Consider the following 17,369-nt stretch of genomic DNA (forward strand, 5'->3'; position numbering starts at 1 on the left):
CGCCTCACCGCGGCGGTGGGGCGCTTTCGTGTTCCCTGCCGGCTCTTCACCGGTCCCGCACCGGCACCGCGGACGAAGCCGCCATCCGGAGCCGTTAGTGTGGTGCGCCATCCGGTTGCCGTTCACCGGCTGTGTCCACCGAGAACTGAGGCCCGCGCACTCGATGACCGTCTACAGCCACCAGAGCGGCTTCACCGCTGCCAGGCCGCCCGCCTACCCGCGCCACCTGGTCACCGCGGTGATCGTCTCGCACGACGGGGCCCGCTGGCTGCCGCAGGCCCTCGCCGGCCTGCTCGGCCAGGACCGCCAGGTCCAGCGGGTGCTCGCGGTCGACACCGGTTCCACCGACAACTCTCCGCAACTGCTGGCGGACACCCTCGCGGACTGGCTGCCCGAGAGCGGCCCGCTGCTCCTCGGCCGCCGGGCCGGCTTCGGCACCGCCGTCGCCGAAGCCGTCTTCGGCAGCCCGCCGCTGCGCCCGGAGGACCTGCCGTACCGGCTCGACCCCTCCGGCTACGACCCGGTCACCGGCGGCTGGGACGACTTCGGCGACCCGCTCGCCCAGGAGGACGACCTCGGCCGCGGCGGCCCGCGCGAGACCCAGCCCGTCGAATGGCTCTGGCTGCTGCACGACGACTGCGAGCCGCAGACCGACGCGCTGCGCCGGCTGCTCCAGGTCGCCGACTCCACCCCCAGCGCCGCCGTGGTCGGCCCCAAGCTGCGCAGCTGGTACGACCGCCGCCAGCTGCTGGAGGTCGGCGTCACCATCGCCCGCTCCGGCCGCCGCTGGACCGGCCTCGACCGCCGCGAGCAGGACCAGGGCCAGCACGACCAGGTCCGCCCGGTGCTCGCCGTCTCCAGCGCCGGCATGCTGGTGCGCCGCGACGTCTTCGAGGAACTCGGCGGCTTCGACAAGGCGCTGCCGCTGATGCGCGACGACGCCGACTTCTGCTGGCGGGTCAACGCCGCCGGCCACCGCGTGGTGATCGCCCCCGACGCCGTGCTGCGGCACGCCGAGGCGGCCAGCCGCGAGCGCCGCGCCATCGACTGCGGCCCCGCCCACCCGCACCGGGTGGACAAGGCCGGCGCCGTCTACACCCTGCTCGCCAACTGCAAGGGCGCGCTCTTCCCCTACGTCCTGCTGCGGCTGGTGCTCGGCACCCTGCTGCGGGCCGCCACCAACCTGCTCGGCAAGGACCCGCGCCAGGCCTTCGACGAGCTCACCGGCCTCGGCCACGAACTCGTCCGCTTCCCCCGGCTGCTGGCCGCGCGCAAGCAGCGCGCCCGCACCCGGGCCGCCGACGCCCTGGACGATCGCACGCTCTTCCCGCCGCCCGGCGCCACCGCCCGGCTCGCCGTCGAGGGCGTGATCGGCTCCCTCGGCATAGGGGGAGAGGACGACACCGGCCGGCACGGCTCGGTCGAGGCCGGGCCGGGCGGCGAGGACGACGAGGACCTGGTCGTCGAGCAGTTCACGCTGATCAAGAAGCTGGCCCGGCGTCCGGCGCCGGTGCTGTTCGCGGCCCTGCTGGTGTTCGCCCTGATCGCCTGCCGAGGCCTGTTCGGCAGCGGCGAGCTGTTCGGCGGCGCCCTGCTGCCGGCCACCGACGGCGCCGGCGGCCTCTGGTCGATGTACGCGGACGCCTGGCATCCGATCGGCACCGGCTCCACCGCCGCCGCGCCGCCGTACCTCGGCGTGCTCGCGGTGCTGTCCTGGGTGCTGTTCGACCACGCCGACCTCGCGCTCACCCTGCTGGTCGTGCTCACCGTGCCGCTGTCGGCGGTCAGCGCCTACCTGGTGTCCCGGCCGCTGCTGGACTCCAAGCTGGTCCGGGCCTGGGCCAGCGCCGCCTACGCGCTGCTGCCCGCCGCGACCGGCGCGCTCGCCCAGGGCCGGATCGGCACCGCCGTCCTCGCCGTGCTGCTGCCGCCGCTGGCCCGCGCCGCCGCGATCGCGGCCGGTCTCGGCATCCGCGACGAGAGCGCCGCTAAGGGCGCCCGCCCGGGGTGGCGGCCGGTCTGGATGACCGTCCTGCTGCTCACCCTGGCCACCTCCTTCGTGCCGTTGACCTGGGCGCTCGCGCTGCCGCTGTGCCTGGCGACGCTGGTCGTCGCGGTGGTCCGCGGCGGCGCCTTCGGCTCGGGCGGCGCCGCGCTGCGCCTGCTCGGCCTGCGCGTCCTGGTGATCCTCGCGCTGCCCGTCCTGGTGCTGGCGCCGTGGTCGCTGACGGTGCTGACGCACCCGCAGTGGCTGCTGCTGGAGGCCGGCCTGCCCGGCCTGCACGGCACCGGTGCGAGCGCGGCCGGCCTGCTGCTGGTCAACCCCGGCGGCGCCGGGGTGCCGCCGGTCTGGCTGTCGGCCGGCGTGGTGCTCGCCGCGCTCGCCGCACTGCTGCGCGCCGACCGCCGCCGCGCGGTGCTGGCCGCCTGGGGCGCGGCCGGTGCGGGCCTGGTCTTCGCGGTCGCGGTGGCGGGCACCTCCGTCACCCCGGCCTCCGGCGGCCCGGCGGTGCCCGCCTGGGCCGGCCCGGCCTCGCTGATCGCCGGGATCGCCCTGCTGGCGGCCGCCGCGATCGGTGCCGACGGCGCCAACGCCCGCGTGGCCGGGATCGCCTTCGGCTGGCGCCAGCCGGTGGCCGCGCTGGTGGTGGCCGCCGCGGTGCTGGCCCCGCTGGGCACCGGCCTGTGGTGGGCGCTCACCGGCGCCGGCAAGCCGCTGCACCGGGCCCAGGCCGGCCAGGTGCCCGCGTTCATCGCGGAGGAGGCCGGCACCACCGACCGGTCCCGCACCCTGGTCGTCACCGGCGACCCGGGCGGCGGCGCGGTCCGCTACACCGTGGTCCGCGGCGCGGGCCTGACGCTCGGCCAGGCCGAGTCCACCGTCGACCCGGCGACCGGCACCCAGGACGGCCTGAACAAGATGGTCGGCAGCCTGCTGGCCGGTTCCGGCGCCGACCAGGCCGGTGCGCTCTCCGGCTACGGCATCGCCTACGTGCTGGTCCAGAAGTCGGTGATCGCCACCTACAAGGACGTCCTGGACACCACCCCCGGCCTGGTCAAGGCCAACCAGGACGGCGACTCCGCGCTCTGGCAGGTCACCGGCGCCCCCGCCGTCCGCGCGGTGATCACCGCCCCGGGCGCCGCCCCGGTGGTCGTCCCGGCCGGGGCCCGCGACCTCACCGCCACCGTCCCGGCCGGCCCGGACGGCCGGGTGCTGCGGCTCGCCGAGTCCGCCGCCCCCGAGTGGAAGGCCACCGTGGGCGGCACCGCGCTGGAGTCCGTCACGGTCGACGGCTGGGCGCAGGGCTTCAAGCTCCCGGCCGGCGGCGGCAAGCTGTCCGTCACCCGGGAGGACGGCTTCGCGCACACCGGCTGGATCTGGGCCCAGGTGCTGCTCGGCCTGACCATCCTCGTGCTGGCCCTGCCCGGACGCCGCAGCCACAAGGACGACGACCTGCCCGAGGAGGTGGTGGCCGCCGCCGCGCTGGCCGCCGCGGCCCAGGCGCAGGCGCCCGCCCCCGGCAGCCGCCGGGCCCGCCGGATGGCCGAGCGCGGCGAGGGCGGCGAGGACGGCGGGGTGTACGAGGGCCCGCCGGGCGCGATCCCGGCGCAGCCCGCCGGCGAGCCGGTGGCCGAAGCGGTCCAGGCGGCCGCGGCCGTCCAGGAGACCGAGCCGTACACCGACCCGTACCAGACGTACCAGCAGGCCGACCCGTACAGCTACGACCAGTACGCGGCCCAGCAGCCGGTGGCCGCGCCGTACGGCGGCCAGGGGTACGACGGCCAGGGCTACGAGGGCTACCAGCCGCAGGCGTACCCGCAGCAGGGCTACGAGCAGCAGCCGTACCCGCAGGAGCAGCAGTACGGCTACGAGCAGCAGCCCTACCAGCAGACGGAGCACCAGCAGCCGTGGGTGCCGGGGCAGCCGCAGGCCGAGCCCTACTACGACCCCAACGACCCGAACGACCCCAACGGCACGGGCCGGTACCCGCACCAGCACGGATCGGGGAGCTGACCCGCGATGAAGAAGCCCGCATTCAGGAAGAAGTCCGCGCCCGAGGCCGTCGAGCCGACGGAGGCCGCCGAGGCCGGGCAGTCCGGGCACGCCCCGGCCCAGGCGCCGGAGCCCGCAGCCTCCGCCCGGCCGGCCGGGCGGTCCGGGGGCACCAGGACCACGCAGTCCCTGCTGGCCGCGGCCGTCGTGCTCGCGGCGGTGTTCGGGATCGCCGAGACGCGCCCGCCGGCCGCCCCCGCCAAGGCGGACGGTGGCGTCGCCCCGACCACCGCGCAGGTCGAGCGGACGGCGGCGGTCTGCCCGCAGCCGCTCCAGGGCCTGACCGGCTCGACCACGCTCACCGCCTACACCCCGCCCGGGACGGGCGGCGCCACCGGCGGGGCCGGCTGGCTCTCCGACGCCGCCGCGCCCGCGACCCCGCCGACCACCGCGCCCTCCGCCCCGGCGGCCGGCGCCCCCGCCGCGCCGTCCGGCTCGGCCGCCCCGGCCGCCCCGGACAAGGGCGCCGCGCCCGCCGACGCCCGGCTGACCCTGGCCAAGCCCGGCACCCCGGCCACCGGCCCGGCCGCCAACGGCGACACCGCGCCCGGCACCGGGGCCGTCGCCACCGGCGCCCTCGCCCCCGGCTTCACCGTCACCCAGACCACCGTGGTCACCGAGCAGCGCGGCCTCGGCCTGTCCGGCCTCACCTGCACCCCCGCGGGGACCAGCTTCTGGTTCGCCGGGGCCAGCACGGCCGGCGACCGGGTCGACTACGTCAGCCTGGTGAACACCGAGTCCTCCGCCGCCGTGGTCGACATCAAGCTGTACGGCGACAAGGGCCTGATCGAGAACGACGCCGCCAACGGCATCACCGTCGCCCCCGGCAGCTCCCAGTCCGTGCTGCTGCCGACGATCAGCAAGGGCGCGGTCAACGACCTCGCCGTGCACGTGGTCGCCCGCAGCGGGCGGGTGGGCGCCGCGCTGCACGCCGCCGACGGCGGCAGGGGCGCCGACTGGATCCCGGCCTCGGCCGAGCCGGCGGCCACCCAGGTGCTGCCCGGCCTGCCCGCCGACACCTCCGCCGCCCACCTGGTGGTCTGGGCGCCGCCGGAGGACGACGCCGACCTGAAGATCCAGCTGTCCGGCAAGAACGGCTGGTTCACCCCGGCCGGCAACGAGTCCATCCACATCAAGGCGGGCATGGTGGCCGCCGTCGACCTCGGCAAGGTCACCCGCGACGAGGTCGCCGGGCTGCGGCTGTCGCCCACCGACGACAAGCACCCGACCCCGGTCGTGGCCGGCCTGCGGGTCGACCGGGCCGGGGGCGGCGGCAAGAGCGACGCCGCCTGGCTCACCGGCACCGGCCCGGTCGGCGCCCGCGCCACGGTCGCCGACAACCGGGCCGGCGCGTCCACGCTGTTCCTGACCTCCGCCGGCGACGCCGCCACCGTCCGGGTCACCGCCTCGGCCGGCAGCGGCGGCGGCACCCCGGTGAGCAAGGACGTCCAGCTGCCGGCCGGCGGCACGGTCGCCCTCCCGGCGCCCGAGCCCGGCGGGCTGAACGGCAGCTTCGCGCTCACCGTCGAGACCGTCTCCGGCGGCCCGGTGATGGCCGCCCGGATGCTCTCGCTGCCCGCCAAGGACGTGCCGATGTTCACCATCCAGTCGCTGCGCGACGACCACAGCACCGTCAGGGTCCCGCGGGCCGGCCAGGATCCGGGCGTCGTCCTGCGCTGACCGGTCGGACGGGGCGGTACCCGGCAGGCCCGGGTACCGCCCCGTCCGCGTGCTCAGTCCTCGTCGTAGCGCGGGTCGATGGCGTCCGGGGACAGCCCCAGCAGCTCCGCCACCTGCTCGATCAGGATCTCGTGCACCAGCGCCGCGCGGTCCTCCCGGGTCTTCGCCCGGATCTCCACCGGCCGCCGGTACACCACGATCTGGCTCTTGCGCCCCTGCTTGCCCGGCAACACCCGCCCCAGCGGCACGCCGTCCTCGCCGTCGGCCGCGTCGGGCTCGTGCAGCGGCACCTCCTGGACGGCGAACTCCACTTCGATCAACTGCGGCCAGCGCCGTTCAAGACGCTCCACCGATTCGCGCACGTAGTCGTCGAACAGTTCGGAGCGGGTGAGCGAGATCGGCACCTGGGGCGGCGCCAGCGGGCCGCGCAGCCCCCTGCCGTGCCGGTCGCGATGCCGGGGACGGCGCGAGGGTCCCGTCGATGACTGCGGTGCAGAGCTGTCCATATCACTGCCGAGGGTAGTCCTTGGACGGTCGGAAGTGGACTACTCCGACGGGGAAACGCCCGGGGCGGCGGGGCGCGGACCGGCGTGCGGACCGCGACACGGCACACCCGCCGGACAGGCGGTCTTCGCTCCCCGGCGAGGAGTGCGGTACCGTCCACCCTCGTGAGCTCTGTACGTCGTTGTTCGCGGACCGCGTGCGGCCGGCCGGCCGTCGCGACGCTGACGTACGTCTACGCGGACTCCACCGCCGTCCTGGGCCCGCTCGCCACCTACGCCGAGCCGCACTGCTACGACCTGTGCGCAGAGCACGCCGAGCGCCTCACCGCCCCGCGCGGCTGGGAGGTCGTCCGGCTGGCCGCCGAGGCCGGGCCGCTGCGCCGCAGCAGCGACGACCTGGAGGCCCTCGCCAACGCCGTCCGCGAGGCCGCCCGGCCGCAGACCCCCCGTCAGGGCCGCGGGTCCGAGGGCGAGTCCACCGAGGGCGGCCGCCGCGGCCACCTGCGCGTCCTGCGCTCGCCGGACAACTGACGCCGCACAGCCGACGCCGTACCCCGCCCGGGCCCGCACCGGGCGTTCGTCCGACTTGGGTACGCTGCCCGTCTACCGTCACCGCGGACCGTCGACCGAACGGGCGGTGACCCCGACGTATCGTGACCGTGGGCGGCCAGCCGCCGATCACACGCACACCGACCAGTACAGAGACCAGGGTGGAGCCGCAGTGCGCGACCTCAAGCAGCTCGTGAAGGCCTACGACGTCCGAGGCGTCGTCCCGGACCAGTGGGACGAGCACCTGTCCCGGGCCTTCGGCGCCGCGTTCGTGCAGGTCACCGGCGCGTCCGCGATCGTCGTCGGCCACGACATGCGCCCCTCCTCCCCGTCGCTCACCCGGGCGTTCGCCGAGGGCGCCGCCGCCTACGGCGCCGACGTCGTCCAGATCGGCCTCTGCTCGACCGACCAGCTCTACTACGCCAGCGGCAAGCTCGACCTGCCCGGCGCGATGTTCACCGCCAGCCACAACCCGGCCCAGTACAACGGCATCAAGCTGTGCCGGGCCGGCGCCGCCCCGGTCGGCCAGGACACCGGCCTCGCCGAGATCCGCGAGCTGGTCGAGTCCTGGACGGGTGAGGACGACACCGTCACCGTCCCGGCCAAGGACGTCAAGCCGGGCGCGCTGTCCGAGCAGGACACCCTGCGGGGCTACGCCGACCACCTGCTGGGCCTGGTCGACCTCACCGCGATCCGTCCGCTCAAGGTCGTCGTGGACGCGGGCAACGGCATGGGCGGCCACACCGTGCCGACCGTCTTCGACGGCCTGCCGATCGAGCTCGTCCCGATGTACTTCGAGCTGGACGGGACCTTCCCCAACCACGAGGCCAACCCGCTCGACCCGAAGAACATCGTCGACCTCCAGGCCAGGGTCCGCGAGGTCGGCGCCGACCTCGGTCTGGCCTTCGACGGCGACGCCGACCGCTGCTTCGTCGTCGACGAGCGCGGCGAGCCGGTCTCCCCGTCCGCCATCACCGCCCTGGTCGCCGCCCGCGAGATCGCCCGCGCCCAGGCCGCCGGCGAGGCCGAGCCGACCGTCATCCACAACCTGATCACCTCCTGGACCGTCCCCGAGGTGGTCCGCGAGCTCGGCGCCAACCCGGTGCGCACCCGGGTCGGCCACTCCTTCATCAAGCAGGAGATGGCCGTCACCGACGCCGTCTTCGGCGGCGAGCACTCCGCGCACTACTACTTCCGCGACTTCTGGCGCGCCGACACCGGCATGCTGGCCGCGCTGCACGTGCTGGCCGCGCTCGGCGGGCAGCCCGGCACGCTGTCCGCGCTCACCGCCGAGTACGACCGCTACGCCGCCTCCGGCGAGATCAACAGCACCGTCGCCGACCAGGCCGCCAGCACCGCCGCCGTCCGCGCCGCCTACGCCGGCCTGGAGGGCACCACCGTCGACGAGCTGGACGGCCTCACCGTGGCCGGCCCGGACTGGTGGTTCAACCTGCGCGCCTCCAACACCGAGCCGCTGCTGCGCCTGAACGCCGAGGCCAAGGACCCGGCGAAGATGGCCGAGCTGCGCGACGGCGTGCTCGCCATCGTCCGCGCCTGACCGAGGCCTGCTGTGCCCCGGCCGGTAGGGTTGCCTATCGGCCGGGGCACCGCCGTGCCACCCCCCGACTTTTGGAGAGCCCCATGAAGCTCGAATCCTTCCTGCTGGAGATCCTGGTCTGCCCGCAGTGCCGGGCCGCGCTCACCGAGGGCGGCACCGAGGAGCAGCCCGAGCTGGTCTGCACCGGCGCGGACTGCGGCCTCGCGTACCCGGTGCGGGACGGCATTCCGGTCCTGCTGGTGGACGAGGCCCGCCGCCCGGCCTGATCCTTGGGGCGAAGCCCCCACCCCGTCAGCCCAGCGCGCACAGGACAGCAGCCGGAGGCCCGCCGCATGCTCGACGACACCCTGCTCGACGACCCGGCCGCCCTGCAGCGCGCCGACCGCGACCGCGCCCTGCTGGCCCTGGCCGGCGCCGGTGCGCGGGTCCGCACCGCGCTGCGGCTGGCCGACGCGGCCGGCCTGGACCGGCTGCGTCCGGACGGCCGCCCGCGCGCCGTCCTGGTCGCGGGCCACGGCAGCGCCCTGACGGCGGGCGAGATCCTGACCGCGCTGGCCGGCAGCGCCGGCCTGATCACCACGCTGCCGCCGACCGAGGCGGCCGCCCCGCGCGCCGACCGGGCCGGCGCACCGCCGGCCTTCACCGCCGGGCTCGGCTGGCAACTGCCCGGCTGGGCCGGCCCGCTGGACCTCCTGGTGGTCAGCTCCGCCGACGGCGGCGAACCGGGCCTGGTCAGCCTCGCCGAGCAGGCCTACGCGCGCGGCTGCGCGATCGCGGTCACCGCCCCGGTGGGCAGCCCGCTGGCCGAGGCCGCGTTGCAGGTGCGCGCGCTGCCGCTGCCGTACGTGGCCTCCGCGCTGCCCGAGGACGAGGCGCCCGCCCGCCCGGCCGCCGAGCCGGACCTCCCCGCCGAGGACCCGGCCGCGCTGTGGTCCCACCTCACTCCGCTGCTCGCGCTCGCCCAGAAGATCGGCATCACCCAGCTGCCGTACGACGCGCTGCCGGCCGTCGCCGACCTGCTGGACGCGACCGCCGTCCGCTGCCGCCCCGACGCCGCCGCGTACACCAACCCGGCCAAGGGCCTGGCCGCCCGGCTGGCCGGGACGGTCCCGCTGCTGTGGGCCGAGGGCCCGATCGCCGGGGCCGTCGCCACCCGCTTCGCCGCCCAGCTCGCCGAACGGGCCGGCCGCCCGGCGCTGGCCGGGCCGCTGCCGCAGGTGCTCACCGCCCACCGCGGCATGTTCACCGGCCAGTTGGGCGCGGGCGCGGACCCGGACGACTTCTTCCGCGACCGGGTCGACGAGCCGGATCCGCTGCACCTCCAGGTCCTGCTGCTGCGGCACGTCCCGGGGGCGCCCGGCGGTCGGCCCGGGGCCCAGCCCGGCGGCGCGGCCGACGAGGCGGACGGGCCGGCCGAGGTGCCGGAGGACGACGCGGGCCCGCGCAGCTTCGGCGTCACCCGCGCGCACCGGCTGGCCGGCGCCCACGACGTCCGGCTGACCGAGTACGCGACCACCCGGCCGGACCCGCTGCACGCGCTCGCCGACCTGGTCGCGCTGACCGACTTCGCCGCCGTCTACCTCGGGCTCGCCGCCGCGCAGTCCTGAGCCGGCGTCGCACGGCCGGTACGGTAGGCGCTCGACGGAGCAGCGCGACCAGCCATTGCGGCGGAGGGACCCGGAGCATGAGTACAGAAGGCGGCACCAAGGCACTGGTCGCGGCACTGTCCGCGAACCTGGCGATCGCGGCGGCCAAGTTCACCGCCTTCGGCTTCACCGGCTCCTCGTCGATGCTGGCCGAGGGCGTGCACTCGGTCGCCGACTCGGGCAACCAGGTGCTGCTGCTGATCGGCGGCAAGCGGGCGCGCCGGGCGGCGGACGAGGAGCACCCGTTCGGGTACGGCCGCGAGCGTTACATCTACGGTTTCCTGGTGGCGATCGTCCTCTTCAGCGTCGGCGGCCTGTTCGCGATCTACGAGGGCTGGCACAAGGTCAACCACCCGGAGAAGCTGGACTCCTGGGGCTGGGCGGTCGGCGTGCTGATCTTCGCCGTCGCGATGGAGGGCTGGTCCTTCCTCACCGCGATGCGCGAGTCGGCGAAGGCCAAGGGCGGCCAGGGCTGGGTGCAGTTCATCCGCACCGCCAAGGCCCCGGAGCTGCCGGTGGTGCTGCTGGAGGACGCCGGCGCGCTGATCGGCCTGGTGCTCGCGCTGCTCGGCGTCTCGCTCACCGTGATCACCGGCGACGGCGTCTGGGACGGCGTCGGCACCCTGGGCATCGGCGTCCTGCTGGTGCTGATCGCGGTGGTGCTCGCCCTGGAGACCAAGTCGCTGCTGCTCGGCGAGTCCGCCGACCGGGATTCGGTGCGCCGGATCCGCGAGGCGCTGGTGGACGGCGAGGCCGTCACCGGCGTGATCCACATGCGCACCCTGCACCTGGGGCCGGAGGAACTGCTGGTCGCCGCCAAGATCGCCGTCAACGCGGAGGACAGCGCGGCCCGCGTCGCGCGGGCGATCGACGCGGCGGAGGAGCGGGTCCGGGCCGCCGTCCCGATCGCGCGGGCGATCTACCTGGAGCCCGACGTCTACAGCGCCGAGAAGGCCGCCGCGGGCGAGGACCCGGCGGCCACCCCCGGCGGGCCCGGGCCCGGCGCCTCGCACTGACCGGCGCCGGTCCGCCGCCGGCCGGGGTCGGCTGGGATCCGCTTGAGGACCTGTCCGGTCCGAGGCCGAAATCGCTCATCGGCGGACGGCCGGTGGGGCCGCCGGTGTAGATTCGTCACCAGAGCCAGAACGTCGCTGCTGATGGCGGTTGATCGGCGGTCCGCCCCTGTGGGGTGTGCCCCGGTCGAGGGAGAGAGGTCCTCCGACGGTTTGTGCTGCGCAGCAGGGAACCGGTCCGCCACCACGGATCCGGCCGCCCCGGCGTAGCCGTGCACCCGTACGGCCCCGCCCCCGCTGCGACCGCACACACAGGACCTTGGCCACGCCCACCCCATCAGCGAGGAGCAGACGCATGTCGACCGACACCACCGGTGACTTCAAGGTCGCCGACCTTTCCCTGGCGCCGTTCGGCCGCAAGGAGATCCAGCTGGCCGAGCACGAGATGCCCGGCCTGATGTCGATCCGAGCCGAGTACGCCGAGTCGAAGCCGCTGACCGGCGCCCGCATCACCGGCTCGCTGCACATGACCGTGCAGACCGCCGTCCTCATCGAGACCCTGACCGCCCTGGGCGCCGAGGTCCGCTGGTGCTCCTGCAACATCTTCTCCACCCAGGACCACGCGGCCGCCGCCATCGCGGTCGGCCCGGAGGGCACCCCGGAGAACCCGCAGGGCGTGCCGGTCTTCGCCTGGAAGGGCGAGACCCTGGACGAGTACTGGTGGTGCACCGAGCAGGCCCTGACCTGGCCCGAGGGCAAGACCCCGAACATGATCCTGGACGACGGCGGCGACGCCACCCTGCTGATCCACAAGGGTGTCGAGTTCGAGAAGGCCGGTGCCGCGCCGGACCCGTCCACCGCGGACAACGACGAGTTCCGGATCATCCTGGAGCTGCTCAACCGCACCCTCAAGGACTCCCCGAACAAGTGGACCGAGGTCGCCGCCACCATCAAGGGCGTGACCGAGGAGACCACCACCGGTGTCCACCGCCTGTACGAGATGCACCGTGACGGCCAGCTGCTGTTCCCGGCGATCAACGTCAACGACTCGGTCACCAAGTCGAAGTTCGACAACAAGTACGGCTGCCGCCACTCGCTCATCGACGGCATCAACCGCGCCACCGACGTCCTGATCGGCGGCAAGGTCGCCGTCGTCTGCGGCTACGGCGACGTCGGCAAGGGCTGCGCCGAGTCGCTGCGCGGCCAGGGCGCCCGCGTCATCGTCACCGAGATCGACCCGATCTGCGCGCTCCAGGCGGCGATGGACGGCTACCAGGTCGCCACCCTGGAGGACGTCGTCGAGACGGCCGACATCTTCATCACGACCACGGGCAACAAGGACATCATCATGGCCTCCCACATGGCCCGGATGAAGCACCAGGCCATCGTCGGCAACATCGGCCACTTCGACAACGAGATCGACATGGCCGGCCTGGCGCAGCTGCCCGGCGTGGTGAAGACCGAGGTCAAGCCGCAGGTCCACGAGTGGCGCAAGGCCGACGGCCGCACCATCATCGTCCTCTCCGAGGGCCGCCTGCTGAACCTGGGCAACGCGACCGGCCACCCGTCGTTCGTGATGTCCAACTCCTTCGCGAACCAGACGATCGCCCAGATCGAGCTGTTCACGAAGACCGAGCAGTACCCGATCGGCGTCTACGTGCTGCCCAAGCACCTGGACGAGAAGGTCGCCCGGCTGCACCTCGACGCGCTCGGCGTGAAGCTGACCACCCTGAGCCAGGAGCAGGCCGACTACATCGGCGTCCCGGTCGAGGGCCCGTACAAGGCGGAGCAGTACCGCTACTGATGCGGTGAGCCGTACGCCGGTGGCCGGCACCCCTGCGCAGGGGTGCCGGCCACCGGCGCGTTCGGTCGGCCGTCGGCGGTTCAGGGCACGATGACGTCGGTGGTCCAGTCGGTGGCGTCCGGGCCGAGGGCCTCGGTGTGGGCGAGCATCCAGGGGAGGCCGCCGAGCTGCTCCAGGGAGGGCGGATCGCCGGCTCCGGTGCCGATGGAGATCTCCACCCCGTTCTGGACGGACTCCAAGGGCGGGTGCGGGTCGGTGTAGGGCGAGCCGTCCGTGCTGGTGTAGACCGGGCGCGGCCCGATCGGCCGCAGGGTGACCGAGACGTTCTTCCCCTCGACCTTGAACATCAGCCACAGGCTCCAGGCGCCGACGCCGTCCGTGTCCGGCCGCCAGAGCGAGATGTCGGTGGCCTTGAACGTCTCGGGCAGGCCGGTGAACCGCACCGGCAGGGGGACGTCCCAGTGGCCGTACCGAACATCGGCCGCGACCCTGAGCAGGATCTCCTGGGAGAAGTTTTCGAGGCGGCCGCCACCGTTTCCGCTGATCTCCGCCCACCGGCCGTCGGGGGTCAGCCAGCGCAGCGTCGGGGCGGCCGTACCGCCCGAGTCGACCAGCCAGTAGGCCGGCCGCCGTTGGCGGGCCGGCAGCGTCGCCAGGGCGTGGCGCAGGTCCAGCGAGGCGTCGAGGTCGACGGGTACGGACTCGGTGTCGAGGTCGGTGCCCGGCCGGCTGGTCCGTCGCCACCAGGAGGTGCGCTGCTCGGCCAGGAAGGTGTTGACCAGCACCCTGCGGGCGTAGCCGTCCAGGTTCTCCATGCGGCCTGCCCGCGACCAGTTCACGTACAGCTTGGTGATGGTCTCCTGGACCAGGTCGTCCGCGCGGTGCCAGTCCCCGCACAGCAGATAGGCGACCTTGCGCAGCCAGCCGCTCCTGGAAGTCACGTACTCCGTGAACTCCTCGTCGCGTGCCTGCTTCGCCATCTGCGCCCCCCTTCTCCCGCGTACCGTCGGCGCTCGTGCGCGCCGTCCACCCCCCTAATGCGGGCACCCGCCCCGAACGTTGCATGCGAAGTGCGCACGTAGGCTTTCGGGCATGCCCAACGGCCGGTACTCGCTCCATACAGCCATGACTCCTCTGGGTCACGACCGCGTGCTGCTCGGGGAGGAGCGCTTCAGCTGCGCCCCCGGGGCGGCCGGCTGGCGGTACGTCTCCAAGACCTACGCGCCGGACGGGCGGGTGATCGGCAGCGTCGACCTCACCCTGGACTCGCGGGCCCGCCCGCTGCGGATGGAGCTGCGGGCCGGTGGCTGGCAGGTGCGCGGCGGCGCGGTGGACGGCGTCGCCTGGGTCCGGACGGACGCGGCGGACCCGGGCGGCGAGCACAGCGTGGAGGGGCACGACCGGGCGCACGGGTTCACCGGCGGCTCGCCGGCGTTCCTGGTCGCCACCGCCCGGCTGCTGCGGTTGCGGGAGGGGGCGAGTGCACGGGTGCGGCTGGTCGCGTTCACCGAACCGGTGCTGGCGCCGCGCACCTTCGACCAGGGGTGGCTGCTGGAGGGGGTCGACACGCACCAGACCGACTCCGGGCCGCTGCTGGTCGAGCGGTACCAGGTCGCGGACCTGGAGACCGGCGAGCAGCAGGTCGTGCACCTCGCGGGGGACGTGGTGCTGGCGGCCGACGGGATCGAACTGGAGGAGCTGGCGTCGCCGCCGAACGCCTGGCCGGCGCGGTTCGGGGAGTAGGTCCGGGATGAGTGGGTCGGGCGGCGGGCCCGACGGCGCGGTGAGCCTAGGCGGGCGGCGCGAAGCCGGTGCCGGGGGCCGGTGTCGAGGCTGGGGCCGGTGTCGGGGACGGCCGGTCGGTGGTGGGCGGGGCGGGCTTCTCGAAGGAGGGGGCGGCCGGGGCCGCGGTCGTCGGCGGGGTCGTTGCCGCGGCCGTCGTCGGGACGCCGAGGACGCGCAGCAGCTCGCCGTCCGCGGTGGGCGGCTGGGGCGCGGGAGCCGGCCACGCGGCGGGTGCGGGGGCCGCGGTCCGCTGCCACTGGGCCTGGGCCCGCGTCCACTCCCGGCGCTGGCGCTCGGTGAGCACCGCGCCCAGGTATGCCGCCGGGTGCAGCCCCTGCGCCACCGGATGACCGGTCCGGGCGGCCAGGTCGCCGGCCAGCCGGGTGGACATCTGGAGCGCCACCGTGGGGTCCAACTGGCCTATGCGGCCAAGCAGTTGGCGAATCGCCAGCCAGAGTGGCTCCGGCACGGCGGACAGGTCCATCGCGACCAGCTCCCGGCCCATCGTCTGGAGCAGGTGCGGGTGCACGGGCGGCAGCGGCGGCGTCCCCCCGCCCGGGGTGCGCTCGCGGACGACCACCGTCCCGGCGAAGATGTCGCCCAGCCGCTTGCCGTCCACGTTCACGGCCGAGGTGATCACCGCCGGCACGCCGGTCATGGCGACCAGCTCCATGAAGCCGACCAGCCCGCGCACCAGCGAGTGCCGGAACCGCACCGGGCCGCCGTCGGTGCGCACCACCCGCAGGCCGAGCGCGGCCTTGCCGAGCGAGCGCCCGTGGGTGAAGGTCTCGACCATCACCGGCACGGCCACCAGGAAGAACACCAGCAGCCCGATCAGGGTGGCCGCCAGCGCCGCACCGTCCAGTCCGATCAGGGCGACGCTCAGGGTGAGCGAGACCAGGAACAGGGCGGCGAACTCCACGAGCAGGTCCAGCGTGATCGCCAGCGCCCGGCTGGGAAGCTTCGCCGTCTGCAGGTCGAGGACGACCGCCTCACCCGTCACCAGGTCGCTCAAGACACCTGTCCGTTCACGTTCGTGGAGCCGTACAGCTCACTCATGGAGGCCGCCGAGGGCGGCACGGACGAGGGGAGGGGCGTCATCCGGACCGGCCCCCACGACCTGCTCTCCGCAGTCTGATCCGCAGCCGCAAACATACGGCGCCCGGTGGTCGCACGGGAAGTGAGATCCCGGCGGTCGGGGTGCCCACCGCTGCTGGCATGCTGGGCCGCGCGTGTCCGTACGTACCCGCCCGTCCACCCGCCCGCGACCGGGCCCCCTCGCGCCCACCGCCGACCATGGAGCCGCCGAATGGACCTGGACGTCTTCGTCGCCACCCACCAGGGGGAGTGGGCACGGCTGGACGCCCTCGCCCGACGGCGCCGGCTCAGCGGAGAGGAGGCCGACGAACTGGTCACCCTGTACCAGCGCGCCACCGGCCACCTGGCCAAGGTCCAGGCCGCCGCACCGGACCCTGCCCTGCTCAGCCGGCTGACCGGCCTGGTCTCGCGGGCCCGCAGCGCGGTGACCGGATCGCGCAGCAGCGGATGGCACGACGTCGCCCGGTACTACACGGTGAGCTTCCCGGCCGCGCTGTACCGCGCGCGCCGCTGGTGGGTGCCGGTCGCGGTCGTCTCGCTGCTGGCCACCGCGGTGCTCGCCTGGTGGATGGCCACCCACCCCGAGGTCCGCAACAGCCTGGTCGCCCCGGATCACCTGCGGGAGATGACCCGCCCGGGCGGGCAGTACGAGTCGTACTACTCGGACCGCCCGGCGAGTTCGTTCGCCGCGCAGGTCTGGACGAACAACGCCTGGATCGCCGTGCAGTGCCTGCTGTTCGGGATCGCGCTGGGTCTCCCGGTGCTCTGGGTGATGTGGACCAACGTGGTCAACCTCGGTGTCGGCGTCGGGCTGATGGCCTCCGCCGGGCGACTCGACGTCTTCCTCGGCCTGCTCATCCCGCACGGCCTGCTGGAGCTGACCGCGGTGTTCGTGGCCGGCGGCCTCGGTCTGCGCCTCGGCTGGACGGTCATCGACCCCGGCCCGCGCACCCGTGGAACGGCCCTGGCCGAACAGGGCCGCTCCATCATCGGCATGTCCATCGGCCTTGCCACGGTGCTGGCCGTTTCCGGTGTGCTCGAAGCGTTCGTCACCCCTTCCGGGCTGCCCACCTGGGCACGCATCTCGATCGGAGTGCTGGCCGAGGCGGCATTCCTTCTCTACGCGCTGGTGTGGGGCCGAAAGGCCGCCGAGGCCGGCGAAGTCGGTGATCTGGACGCGGCCGATCGGGCGGATCTGCAACCCGTCGCGGCCTGAGACGAGGTGATCGACATGCCTCTGACCTGGTACTCTTCTCGCATCCCGACCAAACCATTGACGTGGTGAGGGTGGGCTAGTAGGTTTGAACGGTTGGGACAGACTGGACAACGGTCAGTCCCGGGCGTTAGTGTCTACGACACCGCCAAATCGAGGTGAGCGCGTTTTATGAATGCGCATCCTTCGACGAAGCAAAATCCCGCGGACTGAGCACATCGAAAGCTTTGATAAGCTTCGGAGCGAAGTTCGAAGGAAATCCCGCCAGCGGGAATTCGGAGAAACGAAGCCGGTAAGAACGGCCGCGAGGATCTGATAAGCTGGAAACACGAAAGAACGAAGCGCCCGGAGGGCCCGCTGGAAGGCGGCCTGAAGGAAGTGTCCGTTCCTTGAGAACTCAACAGCGTGCCAAAAGTCAACGCCAGATATGTTGACATCCCCGGCCTCAGAATCTTCTGGGGTTGGA

General features: G+C 74.1%; 13 protein-coding genes. 10 read left to right on the plus strand and 3 right to left on the minus strand.

The window, feature by feature from the left end; genetic code table 11:
* Positions 1 to 163 precede the first annotated feature (163 nt).
* Both ACIOGZ_RS40530 and ACIOGZ_RS40535 read left to right on the plus strand, forming a co-directional pair.
* A complete protein-coding gene (locus ACIOGZ_RS40530) occupies positions 164 to 4,015 on the plus strand; it encodes a glycosyltransferase family 2 protein (protein ID WP_363633080.1) in 3,852 nt (1,283 codons plus the stop codon).
* Between the two features lie 6 nt (positions 4,016 to 4,021).
* Positions 4,022 to 5,734, plus strand: a complete 1,713-nt coding sequence (locus ACIOGZ_RS40535; protein ID WP_363633079.1) for a DUF5719 family protein — start codon at positions 4,022 to 4,024, stop codon at positions 5,732 to 5,734.
* 53 nt (positions 5,735 to 5,787) lie between these two features.
* On the opposite strand, the gene ACIOGZ_RS40540 is transcribed toward ACIOGZ_RS40535, so the two are convergent.
* Positions 5,788 to 6,240 (minus strand): metallopeptidase family protein, encoded by a 453-nt coding sequence (locus ACIOGZ_RS40540; RefSeq protein ID WP_079135840.1) that lies wholly within the window; start codon positions 6,238 to 6,240, stop codon positions 5,788 to 5,790.
* Positions 6,241 to 6,324: 84 nt separating this feature from the next.
* On the opposite strand from ACIOGZ_RS40540, the gene ACIOGZ_RS40545 reads away from it, so the two are divergent.
* The 6 genes from ACIOGZ_RS40545 (at position 6,325) to ahcY (ending at position 12,807) form a co-directional block, all read left to right on the plus strand.
* Positions 6,325 to 6,768: a DUF3499 domain-containing protein gene (locus ACIOGZ_RS40545; RefSeq protein WP_079136306.1), complete on the plus strand. Its 444-nt coding sequence runs from the start codon at positions 6,325 to 6,327 to the stop codon at positions 6,766 to 6,768.
* A 190-nt stretch (positions 6,769 to 6,958) separates the two neighbouring features.
* Positions 6,959 to 8,344, plus strand: a complete 1,386-nt coding sequence (locus ACIOGZ_RS40550; protein WP_363587590.1) for a phosphomannomutase/phosphoglucomutase — start codon at positions 6,959 to 6,961, stop codon at positions 8,342 to 8,344.
* A gap of 83 nt (positions 8,345 to 8,427) precedes the next feature.
* Positions 8,428 to 8,610 (plus strand): Trm112 family protein, encoded by a 183-nt coding sequence (locus ACIOGZ_RS40555; RefSeq protein ID WP_280686052.1) that lies wholly within the window; start codon positions 8,428 to 8,430, stop codon positions 8,608 to 8,610.
* Positions 8,611 to 8,676: 66 nt separating this feature from the next.
* Positions 8,677 to 9,951 (plus strand): SIS domain-containing protein, encoded by a 1,275-nt coding sequence (locus ACIOGZ_RS40560; protein ID WP_400989622.1) that lies wholly within the window; start codon positions 8,677 to 8,679, stop codon positions 9,949 to 9,951.
* Positions 9,952 to 10,028: 77 nt separating this feature from the next.
* The gene (locus ACIOGZ_RS40565) at positions 10,029 to 11,006 is read left to right on the plus strand and encodes a cation diffusion facilitator family transporter (protein ID WP_363587586.1); all 978 of its coding nucleotides are present in this window, start codon (positions 10,029 to 10,031) and stop codon (positions 11,004 to 11,006) included.
* Positions 11,007 to 11,358: 352 nt separating this feature from the next.
* Positions 11,359 to 12,807: an adenosylhomocysteinase gene (ahcY, locus tag ACIOGZ_RS40570; RefSeq protein ID WP_363587584.1), complete on the plus strand. Its 1,449-nt coding sequence runs from the start codon at positions 11,359 to 11,361 to the stop codon at positions 12,805 to 12,807.
* Positions 12,808 to 12,887: 80 nt separating this feature from the next.
* Here the strand turns inward: ahcY and ACIOGZ_RS40575 are convergent, their stop codons facing one another.
* A complete protein-coding gene (locus ACIOGZ_RS40575; RefSeq protein ID WP_400989624.1) occupies positions 12,888 to 13,787 on the minus strand; it encodes a sigma factor in 900 nt (299 codons plus the stop codon).
* A 112-nt stretch (positions 13,788 to 13,899) separates the two neighbouring features.
* Between ACIOGZ_RS40575 and ACIOGZ_RS40580 the strand changes: the two genes are divergently transcribed.
* Entirely contained in the window at positions 13,900 to 14,550 is a 651-nt protein-coding gene (locus ACIOGZ_RS40580; protein WP_400989626.1) for a hypothetical protein, read from the plus strand.
* 46 nt (positions 14,551 to 14,596) lie between these two features.
* Here ACIOGZ_RS40580 and ACIOGZ_RS40585 read toward each other — a convergent pair whose 3' ends face one another.
* Positions 14,597 to 15,607 (minus strand): RDD family protein, encoded by a 1,011-nt coding sequence (locus ACIOGZ_RS40585; protein ID WP_400989628.1) that lies wholly within the window; start codon positions 15,605 to 15,607, stop codon positions 14,597 to 14,599.
* Between the two features lie 294 nt (positions 15,608 to 15,901).
* Here ACIOGZ_RS40585 and ACIOGZ_RS40590 point away from each other — a divergent pair, with 294 nt between their 5' ends.
* On the plus strand, positions 15,902 to 16,906 hold the full coding sequence (locus ACIOGZ_RS40590; RefSeq protein ID WP_063349146.1) for a stage II sporulation protein M: 1,005 nt from the start codon (positions 15,902 to 15,904) through the stop codon (positions 16,904 to 16,906).
* The last annotated feature ends 463 nt before the right edge of the window (positions 16,907 to 17,369 follow it).

It is taken from the genome of Kitasatospora sp. NPDC088160, from assembly GCF_044741445.1.
In the GTDB taxonomy this organism is placed as follows: Bacteria; Actinomycetota; Actinomycetes; order Streptomycetales; family Streptomycetaceae; genus Kitasatospora.